We start from the raw sequence: 19,980 nt of genomic DNA on the forward strand, positions 1-19,980 counted from the left end.
GGACGCGGAGCGTCCCTTGAGGCGTTCCCACGCGGAGCGTGGGAACGATCTGCAGTGAGTGAGCGGTCTGGGGGCGCAGCCAAACAGTCGCCACCGTGCAAATCCCGGTCGCCACAGTTCGTTTTTCCGTCTCGTCTGCTGCGTAATGTTTCGGCCACGGTGCAAGAAGACACCGATCCGAACAATAACCCGCTGCCGCACGAGACGATCCCACATGAAAAAACTGTTCACTCGTTGTGCGTTAATCCTCACCAGCAGTGCGCTGCTCAGCGCCGGCGCCATGGCTTCCGACGATGCTTCCTGCAAAACCGTGCGCATGGGCGTGGTCAACTGGACCGACGTGATCGCCACCAGCGGCATGGCCGACGTGCTGCTCAACAGCCTCGGTTATGAAAGCAAGCAGACCAGTGCGGTGCAGCAAATCATCTTCGCCGGCATCCGCGACAAGCGTCTGGATATCTTCCTCGGCTACTGGAAACCGGCGATGGACAAGAACATCGCGCCGTTTCTCGCCGCCAATCAGGTCAAGGTCATGGACAAGCCAAGTCTGGCGGATGCCCAGGCGACGCTGGCAGTGCCGGACTACGTCGCGGCGGCCGGGCTGAAAACCTTCGGCGACATCGCGAAATTCAAGGATCAGCTCGGCGGCAAGATCTACGGCATCGAGCCCGGCAGCGGCGCCAACACCACGATCAAGACCATGATCGAAACCAACCACTTCGGCCTGAAGGATTTCAAGATCATCGAATCCGGTGAGGCCGGCATGCTCGCCGCCGTGCAACGAGCGGTGAACCGCAAGGAATTCGTGGTGTTCGTCGGCTGGACCCCGCATCCGATGAATATCAACATGAAGATCACCTACCTGACCGGCAGCGAAGACGTCTACGGTCCAAACGAGGGCGCCGCCACCGTTTCCACCGTCACCGCGCCGGACTACGCCGAGCGCTGCCCGAACGTCCATCGACTGCTGGAAAACCTGACCTTCACTGCGGCTCAGGAAAGCCAGTTGATGGTCCCGATCATGGAGCGCAAGACACCGCAGGAAGTGGCCAGGACCTGGCTGCGTGAGCATCCCGAAGACCTGCAACGCTGGCTGGCGGGTGTCAGCAGTTTCGATGGCAAGGATGGCGTGGCCACGGTTCAGGCCAGCCTGAAAAACTGATGGGCACTTATCCACTCTCGCCGTCGATGGCGGCGTTCGTCGCCAGGACCGAAGGCTTTGCCAGCGATGACAGCAGCCTCGGCGGGTTGCGCAAATCCTATGATGAGATGTGCCGCGCCTTCACGCCCGAACGGCCGGCGGGGCTGGAGGTGGTGGATTTCCAGTTGAGCGGGGTGGCGGTGCGTTCCTATCGCCCGCCCGTCCAGCCACCGGCCAGTGGCTGGCCGTGCGTTTTGTACCTGCACGGCGGCGGTTGGGTGGTCGGCGGGCTGGATTCCCACGATTTCATCTGCTGCGAGCTGGCCATGGCGCTCGGGGCGATGGTGGTCGCGGTGGATTATCGGCTGGCGCCGGAGCATCCGTTCCCGGCCGGTTTCGAGGATTGTCTGAGCGTCTGGCGCGCATTGCGCAGCGGGCCGTTCTGGTTCGATCCCGGACGGATGCTGGTGGCGGGCGACAGCGCCGGGGGCAATCTGGCGTCGGCGTTGTGCCTGGCGCTGCGCGATGCCGGCGAGCCGCTGCCGGGCGCGCAGGTCTTGATCTATCCGGGGCTGGGTGGCGACAAGCAGTTACCGTCGCGCAGCGAATGCGCCGATGGGCCGTTGCTCGCCAGCAGCGATGTCGATTGCTATCACGCCTTGTACCTGCGCGGCACCGCGCAGCCGAACGCTTATGCGATGCCGTTGCTGGCCGAGGACTTCGGTGGGTTGCCCCCGGCCTGGATCGCCGTGGCGCAGTTTGATCCGCTGCGTGACGACGGCGTGTGCTACGCCGAACGGCTGAACGCGGCGGGCGTCGACGCGACGCTGTACTACGGCGAAGGGCTGGTTCACGGCTGCCTGCGAGCGCGGCATCAGGTCGCCGAGGTCGATCGTCTCTTCGAGAACCTGCTGGGGTTCATGGCTGACAAATTGTGACAGCGCGCGGGCATGCTCATTGACGTAAATCGGGTTTATGATGCCGGACGGCAGAATAATAGAAGTCCCCCCAGGGATGACCTCGACCCCTTACGGAGCGCGCAATGCAGACTTTGTTTCCGCAGATCAAACCTCACGCACGGCACGATCTGGCCGTCGATGACACCCATACGCTGTACGTCGACGAAAGCGGTTCACCGGAAGGCTTGCCGGTGGTGTTCATCCACGGAGGTCCCGGCGCCGGGTGCGACGCCCAGAGTCGCCGCTACTTCGATCCGAACCTGTATCGCATTGTCACCTTCGACCAGCGCGGCTGCGGTCGTTCCACGCCCCACGCCAGCCTGGAAAACAACACCACCTGGGATCTGGTCGAAGACCTTGAGCGCATTCGCAAACATCTGGGCATTGATAAGTGGGTGCTGTTCGGCGGTTCCTGGGGTTCGACCCTGGCGCTGGCCTACGCGCAGACTCACCCGGAGCGCGTGCATGGTCTGATCCTGCGCGGGATTTTTCTCTGCCGTCCGCAGGAAATCGAATGGTTCTACCAGGCCGGTGCCAGCCGTCTGTTCCCCGATTACTGGCAGGACTACCTCGCACCGATCCCGTTGGACGAGCGCGATGACCTGCTCAGCGCTTTCCACAAGCGCCTGACCGGCAACGACCAGATCGCCCAGATGCACGCGGCCAAGGCTTGGTCGACCTGGGAAGGGCGCACCGCGACCCTGCGCCCGAATCCGCTGGTGGTCGACCGTTTCTCCGAGCCGCAGCGCGCGTTGTCGATCGCGCGGATCGAATGCCACTACTTCACCAACAACGCGTTCCTTGAACCAGACCAGTTGATTCGCGACATGGGCAAGATTGCTCATCTGCCGGGCGTGATCATCCATGGTCGCTACGACGTGATCTGCCCGCTCGACAACGCCTGGGAACTGCATCAGGCCTGGCCGAACAGTGAGCTGCAGGTGATCCGCGACGCCGGCCACGCCGCGTCCGAACCGGGCATCACCGATGCACTGGTGCGCGCCGCCAGCAAAATGGCCCGGCGTCTGCTTGACCTGCCGCCTGAAGAAGCATGAAAGGTCTGCTGCAGCGCGTGAAAGGCGCGCGGGTCGAAGTGGCGGGCGAGGTGGTTGGCAGTGTCGATCAGGGGTTATTGGTGCTGGTGGCGGTCGAACCCGACGACACACCGGCCAGCGCCGACAAACTTCTGCATAAGCTGCTTAACTATCGAGTGTTCAGTGACGCCGAGGGCAAGATGAATTTGTCCCTGACGGATGTGGGCGGCGGGTTGCTGCTGGTCTCTCAGTTCACCCTCGCCGCCGACACCAAAAGCGGGTTGCGCCCGAGTTTCTCGACCGCCGCCCCTCCGGCGTTGGGCGAGGAGTTATTCGACTATCTATTAAGCAAAGCGAAACAGATGCATGGCACAGTGGCATCAGGTAGATTCGGCGCGGATATGCAGGTGCACCTGGTCAACGATGGCCCGGTCACCTTCCTGTTACAGACATGAAAGCGCTTGAAACATCTTTTTAAGGGCTTTTCGACTGAAAACAGGGAATTTTCGCGATAAATACTTTGTTACCCCTGATGCGTTGTCACGCGGGCTACTAGATAATCGCGCGCTACGGGGATCAGCGTTCGTTGGTCCATTTTGACTTAGGTAGAGACTTGTCCGGATCCGATTGGGGAATCATTTTGACCCAGCGGAGTCGGAACAATGCTCGCCAACTTGGCAAGGGTGCCCTGAAAGGTCGGTTTTTTTGTACCGAATCCCTCACAGGCACTTCATCTGGCCGTTGGTTTATTGATCTGTTTTCGGCGAGGGTTGCTCGTGATTGTTAGTCCCTGTAATGCAGCAAAATTGTCTGCCAAACGCTTGCGCAGCGCTCTGGTAGCGGGCTCGGCAGTACTCTGCCTGCTCAGCGCCGGCCAGCTTTGGGCATTCAATCTTGACGATGTGTCGGCCAAGGCCAAAGAGCTGGCCGGGCAGAAGTTCGAAGCCCCGCGCAGCAACCTGCCAAACGAATTCCGTGAGATGAAATTCGCGGACTATCAGAAGATCCGTTTCCGCACCGAAAAAGCCGAATGGGCCGACCAGAAGACCCCGTTCAAGCTGTCCTTCTATCATCAGGGCATGCACTTCGATACGCCGGTGAAAATCAACGAAATCACCGCGAACACCGTCGAAGAGATCAAATACGATCCGAGCCGTTTCGATTTCGGCGACCTGCAGTTCGATCCGAAGGCCACCGAACAACTGGGCTACGCCGGTTTCCGTGTGCTGTACCCGATCAACAAGGCTGACAAGCAAGACGAAATCATGACCATGCTGGGCGCGAGCTACTTCCGCGTCGTCGGCAAGGGTCACACCTACGGCCTGTCGGCCCGTGGCCTTGCGATCGATACTGCTCTGCCGTCCGGCGAAGAATTCCCGCGTTTTCGCGAGTTCTGGATTCAGCAGCCGAAGCCGGGCGACAAGCACCTGGTGATCTTCGCCCTGCTGGACTCGCCGCGTGCGACCGGCGCCTACCGTCTGATCCTGCGTCCGGGCAGCGACACGATCGTCGACGTCAAGGGCCAGATGTACCTGCGTGACAAGGTCGGCAAGCTTGGCATTGCGCCGCTGACCAGCATGTTCCTGTTCGGCGCCAACCAGCCGTCGAAAGTGCTCAACTACCGTCGTGAGCTGCACGACTCCAGCGGTCTGTCGATCCATGCCGGCAATGGCGAGTGGATCTGGCGTCCGCTGAACAACCCGAAACACCTGGCCGTGAGCAACTTCAGCGTCGAGAACCCGCGTGGTTTCGGTCTGCTGCAGCGTGGCCGTGATTTCAGCCACTACGAAGACCTCGACGACCGCTACGACAAGCGCCCAAGCGCCTGGATCGAGCCGAAGGGCGACTGGGGCAAAGGCACCGTCGATCTGGTCGAGATCCCGACCGCCGACGAAACCAACGACAACATCGTTGCGTTCTGGAGCCCGGAAAAACTGCCGGAGCCGGGCCAGCCGCTGGACTTCGCCTACCGCATGCACTGGACCATCGACGAAGCCGCGCTGCACGCGCCGGACAGCGCCTGGGTCAACCAGACCCTGCGCTCCACGGGTGACGTCAAGCAATCGAACCTGATCCGTCAGCCGGATGGCAGCGTTGCCTACCTGATCGACTTCGAAGGCCCGTCCCTGGCCGCTTTGGCCCCGGATGCGGACGTTCGCAGCCAGGTCAGCGTCGGCGACAATGCCGAACTGGTCGAGAACAGCGTGCGCTACAACCCGGAAACCAAGGGCTGGCGCCTGACCCTGCGGATGAAGATCAAGGACCCGAGCAAGTCCACCGAGATGCGCGCAGCGCTGGTGCAGCCAGTGGTTACCGCTGATCTGGCCAAGTCTTCGGTGCCGACGTCCAATTCGTCGGTGGCCAAGGCCGACAAGGTTGCCGCCAAGCAACAAGAGAAAGCCGACAAGGAAGCCAAGGCCGCCGAGGCCAAACAGGCCGACGCCAAGCCGGTTGCAGATGCCAAGGACAAGGCCAACAAAGACGCCAAGCAGCCAGCCGCTGCGGACGCGGCCCCAGCCACACCGGAATCGGCACCGACTGAAGAAGTCCTGACCGAGACCTGGAGCTATCAGTTGCCTGCCGATGAGTAACTCTCAAGTACAGCCAGAGACTCTGTCCGAGTACCTGGCGCATCTGCCGATGACCGACGAGCAGCGCGCGGAACTCGCGGGCTGCCAGTCCTTCAGCGAATTGCATGAACGCCTGTCGTCCAAGACTTTTGACGCTCCGACCGAAGCCGCCCAGGCTTCGGTGGGCAAGCGCCTGATCCTGAGCACCGCCGAAGAGCTGCAAGACGCGGAAATGCTGGTGCTCGACGCCAGCGGCCGGATCAGCATGAAGGCCACGCCGCCGATCCGTCGGACCAAGGTCGTGCCGGAACCGTGGCGCACCAACATTCTGGTGCGTGGCTGGCGCCGCCTGACCGGCCGGACCAATCCGCCGAAACCGCCGAAGGACGCCAACGTGCTGCCGGCGGCGCGCTGGCGCACGGTCGGTTCGATCCGTCGCTACATTCTTTTGCTGCTGATGCTGGGTCAGACCATCGTCGCCGGCTGGTACATGAAAGGCATCATGCCGTACCAGGGCTGGTCGTTTGTCGATCTGGAAGAAGTCCTGCATCAACCGCTGCTGCAAACCGCCACGCAAGTGCTGCCGTATGCGCTGCAGACCAGCATCCTGATCATGTTCGGGATTCTGTTCTGCTGGGTGTCGGCCGGTTTCTGGACCGCGCTGATGGGCTTCCTCGAATTGCTCACCGGCCACGATAAGTACCGGATCTCCGGTAAAAGTGCCGGTAACGAGCCGATTCCGAAAGACGCGCGCACCGCGCTGGTGATGCCGATCTGCAACGAAGACGTGCCTCGGGTGTTCGCCGGCCTGCGCGCAACCTTCGAGTCGGTCGCGGCTACCGGTGATCTGGACCGTTTCGACTTCTTCGTCCTCAGCGACAGTAACGACACCGACATCTGCGTTGCCGAGCAGCAGGCCTGGCTGGACGTCTGCCGCGAAGCCAAGGGCTTCGGCAAGATCTTCTATCGCCGCCGTCGCCGCCGCGTCAAACGCAAGAGCGGCAACCTCGACGACTTCTGCCGTCGCTGGGGCGGTGACTACAAGTACATGGTCGTGCTCGACGCCGACTCGGTGATGAGCGGCGAGTGCCTGACCAGTCTGGTGCGCCTGATGGAGGCCACTCCGGACGCCGGCATCATCCAGACCGCGCCGCGCGCTTCGGGCATGGACACGCTGTATGCACGCATGCAGCAGTTCGCCACCCGCGTGTACGGTCCGTTGTTCACGGCCGGTCTGCACTTCTGGCAGCTGGGTGAATCCCACTACTGGGGTCACAACGCGATCATCCGCATGAAGCCGTTCATCGACCACTGCGCCCTGGCGCCGTTGCCGGGCAAGGGTGCGTTCTCCGGTGCGATCCTCTCTCACGACTTCGTTGAAGCGGCGCTGATGCGCCGTGCCGGCTGGGGCGTGTGGATTGCCTACGATCTGCCGGGCAGCTACGAGGAACTGCCGCCGAACCTGCTCGACGAGCTCAAGCGTGACCGTCGCTGGTGCCACGGCAATCTGATGAACTTCCGCCTGTTCCTGGTCAAAGGCATGCACCCGGTGCACCGCGCGGTGTTCCTGACCGGCGTGATGTCTTACCTGTCGGCGCCGTTGTGGTTCTTCTTCCTGGTGCTGTCGACCGCGCTGCTGGCGGTGAACACGCTGATGGAGCCGCAGTACTTCCTCGAACCGCGTCAGCTGTATCCTCTGTGGCCGCAATGGCACCCGGACAAAGCAATTGCGCTGTTCTCGACGACCATCGTGTTGCTGTTCCTGCCGAAACTGTTGAGCGTCATCCTGATCTGGGCCAAGGGCGCGAAAGAGTTCGGCGGCAAGTTCAAGGTCACTCTGTCGATGCTGCTGGAGATGCTGTTCTCCATGCTGCTGGCGCCGGTGCGGATGATTTTCCACACCCGTTTCGTGCTCGCCGCGTTCCTCGGCTGGGCTGCGACCTGGAACTCGCCGCAGCGTGACGACGATTCGACGCCGTGGAGCGAAGCGGTCAAGCGTCACGGTCCGCAGACCCTGTTGGGCTTCCTCTGGGCGCTGCTGGTGATCTGGCTGAACCCGAGCTTCCTGTGGTGGCTGGTGCCGATCGTCGGTTCGCTGATGCTGTCGATTCCGGTGTCGGTGATTTCCAGCCGCGTCGGTTTGGGCCTCAAATCCCGTGACGAGAGCCTGTTCCTCATCCCCGAGGAATACAATCCGCCACAGGCGCTGCTGGCCACCGATCAGTACACCCACGAAAACCGCTGGCACGCGCTGAACGATGGCTTCATCCGCGCCGTGGTCGATCCGCAGCAGAACGCCCTGGCGTGCTCGCTGGCGACCTCGCGTCACGGTGAGGCCGAGCCGATCGAATGGCTGCGTCAGGAACGTGTGCGTCACGCGATCAAGGTCGGCCCGGCCGGGCTGAACAACCATGAGCGCCTGCAACTGCTGAGCGATCCGGTGGCCCTGGCCCGTCTGCACGAGCAGGTGTGGGCCGAAGGCCACGCCGAGTGGCTGGACGCCTGGCGGGCCTCGGTGAAAGCCGATCCCCATGCGCCGCTGCTGCCGCTCAAGCCTGTGAGCTTGCAGGCGCAACCGGCCTGATGAAGAAACCCCGCGAAAGCGGGGTTTTTTTTGCCTGCCGATTACCGACGCGGATCAATCATTCCCACGTCGAACCGTCTGCGTGGGAATGCAGGCCGGGACGCTCTGCGCCCCATCCGGCACCGACCGATCAAAAAACCTTGTGCAAACGAACGAGTGCGTTAGCATCCGTCCCCGAATTGGCGCACCCGGACACTCTTGTCCATTTCTGTCGTTTTTCGCGCTGCAAACGCAATGGTTTTGGGGACTTGAAGATGAAGAAGTATCTGTCGATGCTGCTGGTCGGCGTCACGGCACTGGTTGCAGTCAACGCGGCGCAGGCCGGCGCAATCGATGACGCGGTCAAGCGCGGCTCGTTGAAAGTCGGTATGGATCCGACCTACATGCCGTTCGAAATGACCAACAAGCGCGGCGAAATCATCGGTTTCGAAGTCGACCTCCTCAAAGCCATGACCAAGGCCATGGGCGTCAAGCTGGAACTGGTCTCCACCGGTTACGACGGGATCATCCCGGCACTGATGACCGACAAGTTCGACATGATCGGCAGCGGCATGACCCTGACACAGGAACGCAACCTGCGCCTGAACTTCAGCGAACCGTTCATCGTGGTCGGCCAGACCCTGCTGATCCGCAAGGAGCTGGAAGGCACCATCAAGTCCTACAAAGACCTGAACAGCGCCGACTACCGCATCACCTCCAAGCTCGGCACCACTGGCGAGATGGTCGCCAAGAAGCTGATCTCCAAGGCCAAGTACCACGGCTACGACAACGAGCAGGAAGCCGTGCTCGACGTGGTCAACGGCAAGGCTGACGCCTTTATCTACGACGCCCCGTACAACGTGGTCGCGGTGAACAAGGTCGGCGCCGGCAAGCTGGTGTTCCTCGACAAGCCGTTCACCTACGAGCCGCTGGCGTTCGGTCTGAAGAAGGGTGACTACGACAGCATCAACTTCATCAACAACTTCCTGCACCAGATCCACGAAGACGGCACCTACGATCGCATCCATGACAAGTGGTTCAAGAGCACCGAGTGGCTCAAGGACATGGAATAAGGCCCGCCCGCTGATCGTTCCCACGCTTTGCGTGGGAACGCCGCCCGGGACGCTCCGCGTCCCTTCGCAAGCGTGACGCAGAGCGTCACAGGATGCATTCCCACGCAGAGCGTGGGAACGAGCGAATCAGAGAAACATTCAATGAAACAGAAAAAAGCCCAATGGCCCTGGCACGTCCTGACCGTGCTGGTGCTGGTCGGCCTGGCCGGCGCGCTGTATTACGCCACGTCGCTGATGTCCTACGAATGGCGCTGGAACCGTGTGCCGCAGTACTTCGCCTATCAGGCCGAGGAAACCCAGCGCGCGAACGATATTTCCACCGTCAGCGAACTGGTGCGCAAGGGCGGCAGCGCGCAAGTCACCCTGCGCAACGATGCCGGTGACGAGCAGCACCTGACCGTCGACGAAAACAGCCTGCAATTCGCCCAGGGCGACGATGTGGCCGAAGGCGACGTCGTGGGCGTGACGCGGCATTGGGCGGCGGGTCCGCTGTTGTGGGGCCTGTGGACGACACTTTGGCTGTCGGTGGTGTCCGGCGTGCTGGGTTTGTTGATCGGTCTGGCCACCGGGCTGTGCCGGCTGTCGAGCAACCCGACCCTGCGCGACCTGTCGACGATCTATGTCGAACTGGTACGCGGCACGCCGCTGTTGGTGCAGATCTTCATTTTTTATTTCTTCATTGGCACGGTAATGAACCTGTCCCGGGAGTTCGCCGGGATCGCTGCGCTGTCGCTGTTCACGGGCGCCTACGTGGCGGAAATCATCCGTTCCGGTGTGCAGTCGATTGCCCGTGGGCAGAACGAAGCGGCCCGTTCGCTGGGCCTGAGTGCCGGCCAGTCGATGCGTCATGTGGTGTTGCCGCAGGCTTTCAAACGCGTGCTGCCGCCGCTGGCCGGACAGTTCATCAGTCTGGTCAAGGACACTTCGCTGGTGTCGGTGATCGCCATTACCGAGCTGCTGAAAAGCGGTCGTGAAGTCATCACCACCTCGTTCTCGCCGTTCGAGATCCTGTTCTGCGTCGCCGGTCTGTACTTGTTGATCAACCTGCCGCTGTCGAAAATCGCCAGCCGGCTTGAGCGGAGGCTCGCGCAAAGTGATTGAAGTCCGCGATCTGGTAAAAGTCTTCGACACCCGTGGGCAAGTGGTGCGCGCGGTGGATAACGTCAGCACCGTTGTCGCCAAGGGTGAAGTGCTGGTGGTGATCGGTCCGTCCGGTTCCGGCAAGTCGACCTTCCTGCGTTGCCTTAATGGTCTGGAAGAATTCGATTCCGGTTCGGTGAGCATCGACGGCCTGCAACTGGCCGACCCGAAAACCGACATCAACGCCTACCGCCGCGAAGTCGGCATGGTGTTCCAGCATTTCAATCTGTTCCCGCACATGACCGTGCTGGAGAACCTGTGCCTGGCGCAGAAAGTCGTGCGCAAGCGCGGCCAGAAAGAAAGCGAAGCCAAGGCGTTGGCGTTGCTGGAGAAGGTCGGTATCGCCCAGAAGGCCCGCGAGTACCCGTCGCGCCTGTCCGGCGGTCAGCAGCAGCGTGTGGCGATTGCCCGGGCGCTGGCGATGGATCCCAAGGTCATGCTGTTCGACGAGCCGACTTCGGCCCTCGACCCGGAAATGGTCGGCGAAGTACTGGACGTGATGAAAAACCTGGCCGTGGAAGGCATGACCATGGTCTGCGTGACCCACGAAATGGGTTTTGCCCGGGAAGTGGCGGATCGGGTGCTGTTCTTCGATCACGGCAAACTGCTGGAAGATGCTTCGCCGACGGAATTCTTCGACGCGCCGAAGGATCCGCGAGCCCAGGCGTTCCTGCGACAAGTCCTCTAAACGCGACGTCACCGATCGTTCCCACGCTCTGCGTGGGAATGCATCCTGTGACGCTCCGCGTCACGCTTGCGAAGGGACGCAGAGCGTCCTGAGCGGCATTCCCACGCAGAGCGTGGGAACGATCAAGCGTTATACCTTGAACCGGCCCACCAGCGTTTGCAGGTGAGTGCCCAAACGCGCCAGTTCGACGCTCGAGGCCGCCGTCTCTTCACTGGCCGCCGAGGTCTGGTCCGAGACGTCCCGCACATTCAGCACGCTGCGGTTGATCTCCTCGGCCACGGCACTCTGCTGCTCGGCCGCCGCTGCGATCTGCTGGTTCATCGCCTGAATCGCCGAAACGGTGCGGGTGATGCTTTCCAGCGAACCACCGGCACGTCGGGTCAGCTCGACGCTGCTGTCGGTCAGGGTGCGGCTGTTATCCATGATCGTCGCCACTTGCTGGGTGCCGTTCTGCAGGCCGACGATCAGCTCTTCGATCTCTTCGGTGGACTTCTGGGTGCGCTGGGCGAGGCTGCGCACTTCATCGGCCACCACCGCAAAACCACGTCCGGCTTCACCCGCGCGGGCGGCTTCGATGGCGGCGTTGAGGGCCAGCAGGTTGGTTTGCTGGGCCACGGACTTGATGACGTCGAGCACGCTGCCGATCTTGTCGCTTTCGCGCTTGAGTTCGCCCATGGCCTCGGTGGAATGGCCGACTTCGGCGGCCAGACGTTCGATCTGGGCGATGGCCTCGCCCACCACCTTGTCGCCTTCACGGGCCTGCTGGTCAGCAGCGACGGCCGCTTCCGAAGCTTCCTCGGCGTTGCGCGCGACTTCCTGCACGGTGGCGGCCATTTCGTTCATGGCGGTGGCGACCTGGTCGGTCTCGACTTTCTGATTGTTGACCCCGGCGCTGGTCTGCTCGGTCACGGCGGACAACTGTTCGGCAGCGCTGGCGATCTGGGTCACGCCGTCGCTGATGCCGCCGATCAGTTCGCGCAGGCCCTGGGTCATGCTCTGCATCGAACGCTGCAACTGACCGAGTTCGTCACGGCGCAGGGACACCAGATTGTGGGTCAGGTCGCCGGCGGCCACGCGTTCGGCGACTTTCAGGGTCTGCTCCAGCGGAATGATGATCTGCCGGGTGATCGCCCAGGCGGCGAGCAGGCCGAAGGCCAAGGCCAGCAGGGTGGCAATCATCAGCATGTTCTTGGCGTGCGCGGCGTCGGTGTCGCGGACGATGGTCTGGGATTCGGTGAGTTTTTTGCTGACGTCGAGCAGGATGTCGCCCTGGGTCGACATGCGAGCCAGCGCCTTGGCGTTGTTCACCTGGGAGTCGCGGAACTGGCTGACGGCAGCGCGGTAAGTCTTCAGCGATTCGGTGGCCTGTTGCAGGTTGGCGATGTGTTGCTCGGGCAGTTTGCTCGGCAGGCTTTCCAGACTGTTCAGGGCGGCGGCGATGGCATCCAGCGCCGGTTGTTCGGCGTCGGCCTTGCCGCTGTAGGTGTAGCCGCGCACCTGATAGCGCGCCTGTTGCAGCAGTTTGCTCAGCTCGATCACGCTGTTGAATTGCGCAACGCTGTCGCCTTGCAGCAGGGATTTTTCGACTTCGCTGACCTTGGCCACGGCGTTGTCGGCGCTGGCGCCGAGTTTGCTGCGGGCGTCTTCACGCTGCACGGTGGCCTGGGTCATGTCGGCAAAGGCACGTTTGTATTCGGCGACTGCCGCCAGTTGCTGATCGATCAGGGCTACGTCGGACGGTTGCTCGATCATGCCGCGGGCGCTTTGCAGGCCGCTGTCGAGTTTGCCGAGCAGGTCGTTGACCGCGCCGGGGCCCTGTTCGCCACGGCGGGCTTCATAGTCCAGGCGCGCCAGGCGCAAGTCTTTGGTCAGCTCATTGAGGCTGGAGATGAAACCGAGCTTGTCGCCCCGGCTGATGATCCCGCTCATGCCGGTCCAGCCGGTAAAGGTGATCAACAGCGTCAGCAGCAGCACCAGGCCGAAACCGATGCCCAGCTTGCGTTTGACGCTGACGTTTCCAAGATTCTCGGCTAACCAACGGTACATGCGACGACTCCCCTCGGACCACTAATTGGACTTATGGAGAGTGTATCGGCCGCATGATGGCAATCTGTAACGCGATTTGTCTGGCGAAGTGCCTGGAACGGCAGTGTTCAGAACAGCCGGGCGAGCAGCGCAGTGACGGCGGTTTCAACCCGCAGGATACGCTCGCCGAGTTGCACCGGTTGCAGGCCGGATTTGGCCAGCAGGTCGATTTCGTAGGGAATCCAGCCACCTTCGGGGCCGATCGCCAGGGTTACCGGTTCGCTGAGCGCGCGGGGGCAGGGCGGGAAGTTGCCCGGATGACCGACCAGACCGAGGGTGCCGTCGGTGATGGCCGGAAGGCGATCTTCGACGAACGGCTTGAAGCGCTTCTCGATGATGATTTCCGGCAGCACGGTATCGCGGGCCTGTTCGAGGCCGAGGATCAGTTGTTCGCGGATCGCTTCCGGCTCCAGGAACGGCGTCTGCCAGAAGCTTTTCTCGACCCGGTAGCTGTTGACCAGAATCACCTTCGATACGCCCATCGTCGCTACGGTCTGGAACACCCGGCGCAGCATCTTCGGGCGGGGCAGCGCGAGTACCAGGGTCAGCGGCAGTTTGGCCGGCGGTGGTTGGTCGAGGGTGACTTGCAGTTCGGCTTCGCCCGCTTCCAGACGCAGCAACTCGGCCGAGCCCATCAACCCGTTGATGCGTCCGACCCGCAGGCTGTCGCCGACTTCCGAGCGGTGGACTTCCTGCATGTGGGTCAGGCGCCGATCACGCAGCACGACGCGGTCGGCCGCGATGAAGTCGGCTTCTTCGAGCAGCAGCAGGTTCATGGCTGAGTCGCTGGCGGCTGGTCGTTATGATCGTCGACGGTTTCTTCCGGGCGCTCACGCTTGCTCACCAGGCTGCCGAACAGGATGCCGACTTCGAACAGCATCCACATCGGCACGGCCAGCAGGGTCTGGGAGAAGATGTCCGGCGGGGTGAGGATCATGCCGACCACGAAGCAGCCGATGATCACGTACGGTCGGATCTTCTTCAGGTATTTGACGTCGACCACACCGATCCACACCAGCAGCACAACGGCCACCGGGATTTCGAACGCCACGCCGAAGGCGAAGAACAGCGTCATGACGAAGTCGAGGTAACTGGTGATGTCGGTCATCATTTCCACGCCGGCCGGGGTGGCCGAGGCGAAGAACTTGAAGATCAGCGGGAACACGAAGAAATAGGCGAACGCCATGCCGGTGTAGAACAGCAGGATGCTGGAAATCAGCAACGGCACCGCGACGCGCTTTTCATGCTTGTACAGGCCCGGTGCGATGAACCCCCAGATCTGATGCAGGATCACCGGGATCGCCAGGAACAGCGAGACCATCATCGTCAGCTTCAGCGGCGTCAGGAACGGCGACGACACGTCGGTGGCGATCATCGTCGCGCCGGCCGGCAGGTACTGGCGCAGCGGCGTCGAGACGAAGGTGTAGATCTGCTGGGTGAAGGCAAACAGCCCGGCGAAGATGATGAAGATCGCCGCCACGCAACGCAGCAGGCGGGTGCGCAACTCGGTGAGGTGCGAAACCAGCGGCATGTGCTGGTCGTTTTCGGGGAGATCGCTCATTGTGCTCGCGGAGGCTGTGTTGGGTCGTGAGGGGCTGGCGTGGTTGGCGCAGCCGCAGGTGCTACGGGTTCGATCGGTTTCATGACCGGGGCAGCTTCAGCGGCTGCGGCAGAAACGTGCTCGACGCTCGCCGGTGCATGAATCGTTTGCTCAGCGACAGGCGGTGTTGGCGTCTGGTCTGCCGCCGGCTGCACGGGCGTCGGCTCCTGCTGAACCGGTGGCGTGAAGATTTTCCGCGCCTCCTGCTCCAGCGACAGGATGTGCTCGTTGTGCAGTTGCCGACGGATTTCGTCGGCACCGATTTCACGTTCGACTTCCTGTTTGATCGCGTTGAAGCTGCGCTTCAGCCGTCCGACCCACAGGCCGGCGGTGCGCGCAGCACCCGGCAGACGCTCGGGGCCCAGCACCAGCAGAGCCACGAGGCCGACGAGCAGCAGTTCAGAGAAGCTGATACCAAACATTAGTCAGTGCTCACACGTCTTTGCGGATCGGCTCTTCGACTTTCTGCGCCTGCACGTCGATGGTGTGCGGCGGGTTGGCCTGAGCATTGGCTTGCGGCTGTACCGGTGGAACCGGCTGCGCAGGCGTGACGGTCGGATCGGCCGGCTTTTCGTCGTCGTTCATGGCTTTGCGAAAGCCCTTGATCGACTCGCCAACGTCGGTGCCGAGGTTTTTCAGTTTCTTGGTGCCGAACACCAGTACCACGACCACCAGGATGACGATCCAGTGTTTCCAGTCAAAAATGCCCATGTTGCTGTTCCTCTCTAATAGTTGTTCAGGCGGACGGGCGCGAGGCTTTCTCGACGTGTCCGGACAGGCCGAAACGGCGATCCAGTTCATCCAGCACTGCCTGCGGATGCTGCCCCAGCTGGGCGAGCATGACCATGCTGTGGAACCACAGGTCGGCAGTCTCGTAGATCACGTCGCTGCAGTCGCCGCTGACGGCGGCGTCCTTGGCGGCAATGATCGTTTCGACCGATTCTTCGCCGACTTTCTCCAGAATCTTGTTCAGACCCTTGTGATACAGGCTGGCGACATACGAGCTGTCGGCGGCTGCGCCCTTGCGCTCTTCCAGCACCTGAGCGAGGCGGGTCAGGGTGTCAGTCATGTTTGTGTCCTGCGGAATAGATTGCGTGCGGGTCTTTCAGGACCGGGTCGACCGTTTTCCAGTCGCCGTTTTCGAAAACGCGGTAGAAGCAGCTTTGACGGCCGGTATGGCACGCGATGTCGCCGATCTGTTCGACCATCAGGATGATGACGTCGGCGTCGCAGTCCAGACGCATTTCATGCAATGTCTGTACGTGGCCGGACTCTTCGCCCTTGCGCCACAGCTTGCCACGGGAACGTGACCAATAGATGGCACGGTTTTCCGCCGCAGTCAGCTCCAGGGCTTCGCGGTTCATCCAGGCCATCATCAATACGCGTCCGGTCTTGTGATCCTGGGCAATCGCCGGCACCAGGCCATCGGCGTCCCACTTGATCTCGTCCAGCCAGTTTTTCATCTTCGACTCCGACAGCGAACCCACACTTCAATAGTCGGGTTCAGGCGTTGAAACAGTGTGCCAGCCGATCACGGAACTGGCTATCGGCGAACGACCAGATACAAGCCGACGGCCACCATGATCCCGGCAGGCCAATGCCCCAATTCGTTCAGCGGACCACCGGCAGCGAGGATAGTACCTCCTGCCAGATGCGCACTGCCGAGCAGACGCAGGAACCAATCGTCCTTGCGTTTTTTCCACGGTGGCGGCGGGTCGTTGGCGTGCGGTTGGGACATCCTTTCGAGCAGATCGCGGGCCATGTTGGCCAGGTGCGGCAGCTGTTCGAACTGGCTCTGGACGTTGCCGAGCAAGGCTTTCGGGCTGACGCGCTCGCGCATCCAGCGCTCGAGGAACGGCTGCGCGGTGTTCCACAGATCAAGGTCCGGGTACAGCTGACGGCCCAGGCCTTCGATGTTCAACAGGGTCTTTTGCAGCAAGACGAGTTGCGGCTGCACTTCCATGTTGAAGCGGCGCGCAGTCTGGAACAGGCGCATCAGCACCTGACCAAATGAAATATCTTTTAATGGTTTTTCGAAGATCGGCTCGCACACGGTACGGATCGCCGCTTCGAATTCATTGAGCTTGGTTTCCGCCGGCACCCAGCCCGAATCGATGTGCAATTGCGCCACACGGCGATAGTCGCGCTTGAAGAAGGCGAACAGGTTGCGCGCCAGATAGTCCTGGTCTTCCGGGGTCAGGCTGCCGACGATGCCGCAGTCGATCGCGATGTACTGCGGGCTCCACGGATTGACGGTGCTGACGAAGATGTTGCCCGGGTGCATGTCGGCGTGGAAGAAACTGTCGCGGAATACCTGGGTGAAGAAAATCTCCACGCCGCGTTCGGCGAGCATTTTCATGTCGGTGCGCTGGTCGGCGAGGGTCGCCAGATCGGTCACCTGAATCCCGTAGATGCGCTCCATCACCAGCACTTTCGGCCGGCACCAATCCCAATAGACTTGCGGCACGTAGAGCAGCGGCGAGCCTTCGAAGTTGCGCCTCAACTGACTGGCGTTGGCTGCCTCGCGCAACAGGTCGAGTTCGTCGTAGATGGTTTTTTCATAGTCGCTGACCACGTCCACCGGGTGCAGCAGGCGGGCGTCGGCCGAAACCTTCTCGGCGGCGCGGGCAAGGATGAACAGCCACGCCAGATCCTGGGCGATCACCGGTTTCAGGCCCGGGCGGATCACCTTCACCACCACTTCTTCACCGGTCTTCAGTTGTGCGGCGTGTACCTGCGCCACCGAGGCCGAGGCCAGCGGTTCGACGTCGAAGCGGCTGAACACTTCACTGATCTTTTTGCCCAGTTGTCCTTCGATCAGCTTGACCGACAGCTGCGAATCGAACGGCGGCACGCGGTCCTGCAACAGCATCAGTTCGTCGGCGATGTCTTCCGGCAACAGGTCGCGGCGGGTCGAGAGGATCTGCCCGAACTTGATGAAAATCGGCCCCAGGTCCTGCAACGCCAGGCGCAGGCGTGCGCCACGGCTGAGGTCCAGCGACTTGCGCGGGAACCAGCGCCACGGCAGGACGTAGCGCAGCGCCAGCAGGAACCACGGCAAAGGCAGATCGAACAGCAAGTCATCGAGGCGGTAGCGGATCACGACGCGCTGGATGCGCAACAGACGGCGGACGGCGAGCAGCTTCATGCGTTATCGCTTGGGTCGAGGGATCGGGAAAGGCGCTCGAAGCGCGCCTCGAGACGTTCCAGATCGAGTTTGATCCGGTCCAGTTCGCTGAAACGGGCTTCGGCTTCGCGCTGCCCGACGAGGGTGCGCGATTCCTCCGCCAGGTATTCGGCGAGGTTCTGGTTGAGGCTGGCAAATCCTTGTTGATACCAGCGAGCGCGGCTGCGCAGGTGACCGCCGACCAGTTGCGTGGCGACAGGTCCCAGCCAGCGCGAGAGTTCGAACTCCCAGTCCAGCTCCAGATCCTGCAGGACTCCCGCCAGCTCCAGCAGCACGCCGCTGTCGCCGTCGAGTTCGACTTCCGGCGCGTGCAGCACCGCCGTCTTGTCCTTGCTCAGGGCCAGTTTCACCAGGCTCGAGGCCGGGGCGCGCAGGGTGCAGTCGACACCGGTTTCCCAGTGGGACGCCAGCATCAGGCCTTCGTCGCTCGGCAGGATGAACAGTTGCAGCGCCGGGCTGCGGCAATCCACGGCAATCACTTTGCCGGTCAGGTGCGCCAGTCTCGGCAGCGCCGTGCTGTCGAGACGCAGCACACGGTTGAGGCCGAGTTCGACGCTGGCGAGCAGCCCGGTCAGCAGCATCAGGGTTTGATGCCGCGGTGCAGGGCGACGATGCCTGCGGTCATGTTGTGATAGGTCACGCGGTCGAAACCGGCGTCGACCATCATCGACTTCAGGGTTTCCTGATTCGGGTGCATGCGGATCGATTCGGCCAGGTAGCGATAGCTTTCCGAGTCGTTGGTGATCAGCTTGCCCATCAGCGGCATGAAGGCGAACGAGTAGGCGTCATAGGCCTTGGACATCAGCGCGTTGGTCGGCTTGGAGAACTCCAGCACCAGCAGGCGGCCGCCGGGCTTGAGCACGCGCAGCATCGAACGCAGGGCGTCTTCTTTATGCGTCACGTTGCGCAGGCCGAAGGCGATGGTCACGCAGTCGAAATGGTTGTCCGGGAACGGCAGCTTTTCAGCGTCGGCCTGGACGAACTCGACGTTGCCCGACACGCCGACATCCAGCAGGCGGTCACGACCGACCTTGAGCATGGATTCGTTGATGTCCGCGAGAACGACCTGACCGGTCGGGCCGACCAGGTGCGAGAATTTCTTGGTCAGGTCGCCGGTGCCGCCGGCGATGTCCAGCACGCGGTTGCCGGCGCGTACGCCCGAGAGTTCGATCGCGAAGCGTTTCCACAGACGGTGCATGCCGCCCGACAGAAGGTCGTTCATCAGGTCGTACTTGGCGGCCACGGAGTGGAAAACCTCAGCGACTTTTTCCGCTTTCTGGCTTTCCGGAACGTTTTTGAAGCCGAAGTGAGTGGTGGGTTCGGCATCGCTGCCTTTGCGCTGATCAGTCATATCGCTGTCACCAAAAGAGAATGCGCGACATTCTAATCCCCAAGCCATGCTTTGTCTTGGAATGGCTAAAGGTAAGATGGGCAACCTTCGGGACGATTTGCCGCAGTGGCGGTCAAGATTCGTTGCAGGCATTCATAGCCCCATTCAAAAAGCAGGAGTCATTCAATGGCCCATATCAGTGTTGAGCGTGCCCACAGCCTGGGCAAGGAAGCGGCCCGCGAGAAAGCCGACAAACTGGCGCAGAAACTCTCCGATCAATATGGTCTGGAGCCGCAGTGGTCGGGCGATGTCCTGAACCTCAAGCGTTCGGGCGTGAAGGGCGCGGTGCATGTGGCCGAGGATTCGATTCGGGTCGACGTGGAACTGGGCCTGATGATGTCGGCCATGAGCGGCATGATCAAAGCCGAGATCGAAAAGGCGCTGGATAAAGCGCTGGTCTGATTTCTGCCTGAAATGAAATCCCCCTGTGGGAGATTCTATGGTTTAGGGGAAACCCTCAACTTGCTTTCGGTTGGTATTCGCTCTGCCCCTTTAGTAGTGCGAATACGACCCGAGCAAGTTTACGGGCCAGAATCACCAGTGCCTGAGT

Annotated in this window: 20 protein-coding genes and 2 pseudogenes; 10 read left to right on the top strand and 12 right to left on the bottom strand. The window is 61.8% G+C overall.

Annotation, left to right across the window (positions count from 1 at the left end; all coding sequences use genetic code 11):
* Nucleotides 1-214: 214 nt before the first annotated feature.
* The 9 genes from MKZ87_RS14225 (at nt 215) to MKZ87_RS14265 (ending at nt 11,168) form a co-directional block, all read left to right on the top strand.
* Nucleotides 215-1,162 carry a choline ABC transporter substrate-binding protein gene (locus tag MKZ87_RS14225; RefSeq protein ID WP_085702686.1) on the top strand — a complete coding sequence of 316 codons (948 nt, stop codon included), beginning with the start codon at nt 215-217 and terminating at the stop codon, nt 1,160-1,162.
* Nucleotides 1,162-2,079, top strand: coding sequence for an alpha/beta hydrolase (locus MKZ87_RS14230; protein WP_266201164.1), 918 nt, complete (start codon nt 1,162-1,164; stop codon nt 2,077-2,079). The genes MKZ87_RS14225 and MKZ87_RS14230 overlap by 1 nt, the downstream gene beginning before the upstream one ends.
* Before the next feature lie 104 nt (nt 2,080-2,183).
* Nucleotides 2,184-3,155, top strand: coding sequence for a prolyl aminopeptidase (pip, locus tag MKZ87_RS14235; RefSeq protein ID WP_085698092.1), 972 nt, complete (start codon nt 2,184-2,186; stop codon nt 3,153-3,155).
* Complete coding sequence (dtd, locus tag MKZ87_RS14240) at nt 3,152-3,589, top strand: D-aminoacyl-tRNA deacylase (RefSeq protein ID WP_085698093.1); 438 nt, start codon at nt 3,152-3,154, stop codon at nt 3,587-3,589. The genes pip and dtd overlap by 4 nt, the downstream gene beginning before the upstream one ends.
* A 321-nt stretch (nt 3,590-3,910) precedes the next feature.
* Complete coding sequence (locus MKZ87_RS14245; protein WP_085684400.1) at nt 3,911-5,725, top strand: glucan biosynthesis protein G; 1,815 nt, start codon at nt 3,911-3,913, stop codon at nt 5,723-5,725.
* Entirely contained in the window at nt 5,718-8,288 is a 2,571-nt protein-coding gene (gene mdoH / locus MKZ87_RS14250; protein WP_085702684.1) for a glucans biosynthesis glucosyltransferase MdoH, read from the top strand. The genes MKZ87_RS14245 and mdoH overlap by 8 nt, the downstream gene beginning before the upstream one ends.
* A 254-nt stretch (nt 8,289-8,542) precedes the next feature.
* Entirely contained in the window at nt 8,543-9,340 is a 798-nt protein-coding gene (locus MKZ87_RS14255) for a transporter substrate-binding domain-containing protein (RefSeq protein WP_085698095.1), read from the top strand.
* A 141-nt stretch (nt 9,341-9,481) separates the two neighbouring features.
* Complete coding sequence (locus tag MKZ87_RS14260; RefSeq protein WP_085702683.1) at nt 9,482-10,441, top strand: amino acid ABC transporter permease; 960 nt, start codon at nt 9,482-9,484, stop codon at nt 10,439-10,441.
* Nucleotides 10,434-11,168 (top strand): amino acid ABC transporter ATP-binding protein, encoded by a 735-nt coding sequence (locus MKZ87_RS14265; RefSeq protein WP_085702682.1) that lies wholly within the window; start codon nt 10,434-10,436, stop codon nt 11,166-11,168. The genes MKZ87_RS14260 and MKZ87_RS14265 overlap by 8 nt, the downstream gene beginning before the upstream one ends.
* Before the next feature lie 129 nt (nt 11,169-11,297).
* On the opposite strand, the gene MKZ87_RS29040 is transcribed toward MKZ87_RS14265, so the two are convergent.
* From MKZ87_RS29040 to ubiE, 11 genes and pseudogenes are all read right to left on the bottom strand, one after another.
* Nucleotides 11,298-12,170, bottom strand: coding sequence for a methyl-accepting chemotaxis protein (locus MKZ87_RS29040; RefSeq protein WP_371917924.1), 873 nt, complete (start codon nt 12,168-12,170; stop codon nt 11,298-11,300).
* Nucleotides 12,153-13,214: pseudogene (locus MKZ87_RS29045) on the bottom strand (methyl-accepting chemotaxis protein); the annotation flags it as partial. The pseudogene MKZ87_RS29045 and the gene MKZ87_RS29040, both read right to left, overlap by 18 nt.
* 107 nt (nt 13,215-13,321) lie before the next feature.
* Nucleotides 13,322-14,029, bottom strand: a complete 708-nt coding sequence (locus MKZ87_RS14275; RefSeq protein WP_085698098.1) for a 16S rRNA (uracil(1498)-N(3))-methyltransferase — start codon at nt 14,027-14,029, stop codon at nt 13,322-13,324.
* A complete protein-coding gene (gene tatC, locus MKZ87_RS14280; protein ID WP_085698099.1) occupies nt 14,026-14,814 on the bottom strand; it encodes a twin-arginine translocase subunit TatC in 789 nt (262 codons plus the stop codon). The genes MKZ87_RS14275 and tatC overlap by 4 nt, the downstream gene beginning before the upstream one ends.
* Nucleotides 14,811-15,275, bottom strand: coding sequence for a Sec-independent protein translocase protein TatB (tatB, locus tag MKZ87_RS14285; RefSeq protein WP_085702680.1), 465 nt, complete (start codon nt 15,273-15,275; stop codon nt 14,811-14,813). The genes tatC and tatB overlap by 4 nt, the downstream gene beginning before the upstream one ends.
* 10 nt (nt 15,276-15,285) lie before the next feature.
* Nucleotides 15,286-15,564: a twin-arginine translocase TatA/TatE family subunit gene (locus tag MKZ87_RS14290; RefSeq protein ID WP_085702679.1), complete on the bottom strand. Its 279-nt coding sequence runs from the start codon at nt 15,562-15,564 to the stop codon at nt 15,286-15,288.
* A 25-nt stretch (nt 15,565-15,589) separates the two neighbouring features.
* Nucleotides 15,590-15,922 (bottom strand): phosphoribosyl-ATP diphosphatase, encoded by a 333-nt coding sequence (locus MKZ87_RS14295; protein WP_085702678.1) that lies wholly within the window; start codon nt 15,920-15,922, stop codon nt 15,590-15,592.
* Nucleotides 15,915-16,316, bottom strand: a complete 402-nt coding sequence (gene hisI, locus MKZ87_RS14300; protein ID WP_085702677.1) for a phosphoribosyl-AMP cyclohydrolase — start codon at nt 16,314-16,316, stop codon at nt 15,915-15,917. Before hisI ends, MKZ87_RS14295 begins: the two co-directional genes overlap by 8 nt.
* Before the next feature lie 80 nt (nt 16,317-16,396).
* Complete coding sequence (gene ubiB, locus MKZ87_RS14305) at nt 16,397-18,001, bottom strand: ubiquinone biosynthesis regulatory protein kinase UbiB (RefSeq protein ID WP_085702676.1); 1,605 nt, start codon at nt 17,999-18,001, stop codon at nt 16,397-16,399.
* Complete coding sequence (locus MKZ87_RS14310) at nt 17,998-18,621, bottom strand: ubiquinone biosynthesis accessory factor UbiJ (RefSeq protein ID WP_085702675.1); 624 nt, start codon at nt 18,619-18,621, stop codon at nt 17,998-18,000. Before MKZ87_RS14310 ends, ubiB begins: the two co-directional genes overlap by 4 nt.
* The gene (gene ubiE, locus MKZ87_RS14315; RefSeq protein ID WP_007952418.1) at nt 18,621-19,391 is read right to left on the bottom strand and encodes a bifunctional demethylmenaquinone methyltransferase/2-methoxy-6-polyprenyl-1,4-benzoquinol methylase UbiE; all 771 of its coding nucleotides are present in this window, start codon (nt 19,389-19,391) and stop codon (nt 18,621-18,623) included. The genes MKZ87_RS14310 and ubiE overlap by 1 nt, the downstream gene beginning before the upstream one ends.
* A 165-nt stretch (nt 19,392-19,556) precedes the next feature.
* Here ubiE and MKZ87_RS14320 point away from each other — a divergent pair, with 165 nt between their 5' ends.
* Entirely contained in the window at nt 19,557-19,832 is a 276-nt protein-coding gene (locus tag MKZ87_RS14320; RefSeq protein ID WP_007952417.1) for a polyhydroxyalkanoic acid system family protein, read from the top strand.
* A gap of 55 nt (nt 19,833-19,887) precedes the next feature.
* Here the strand turns inward: MKZ87_RS14320 and MKZ87_RS14325 are convergent.
* Nucleotides 19,888-19,980, bottom strand: a pseudogene (locus MKZ87_RS14325) (IS110 family transposase); the annotation flags it as partial.

It is taken from the genome of Pseudomonas sp. MCal1, assembly GCF_026341415.1.
GTDB lineage: Bacteria > Pseudomonadota > Gammaproteobacteria > Pseudomonadales > Pseudomonadaceae > Aquipseudomonas.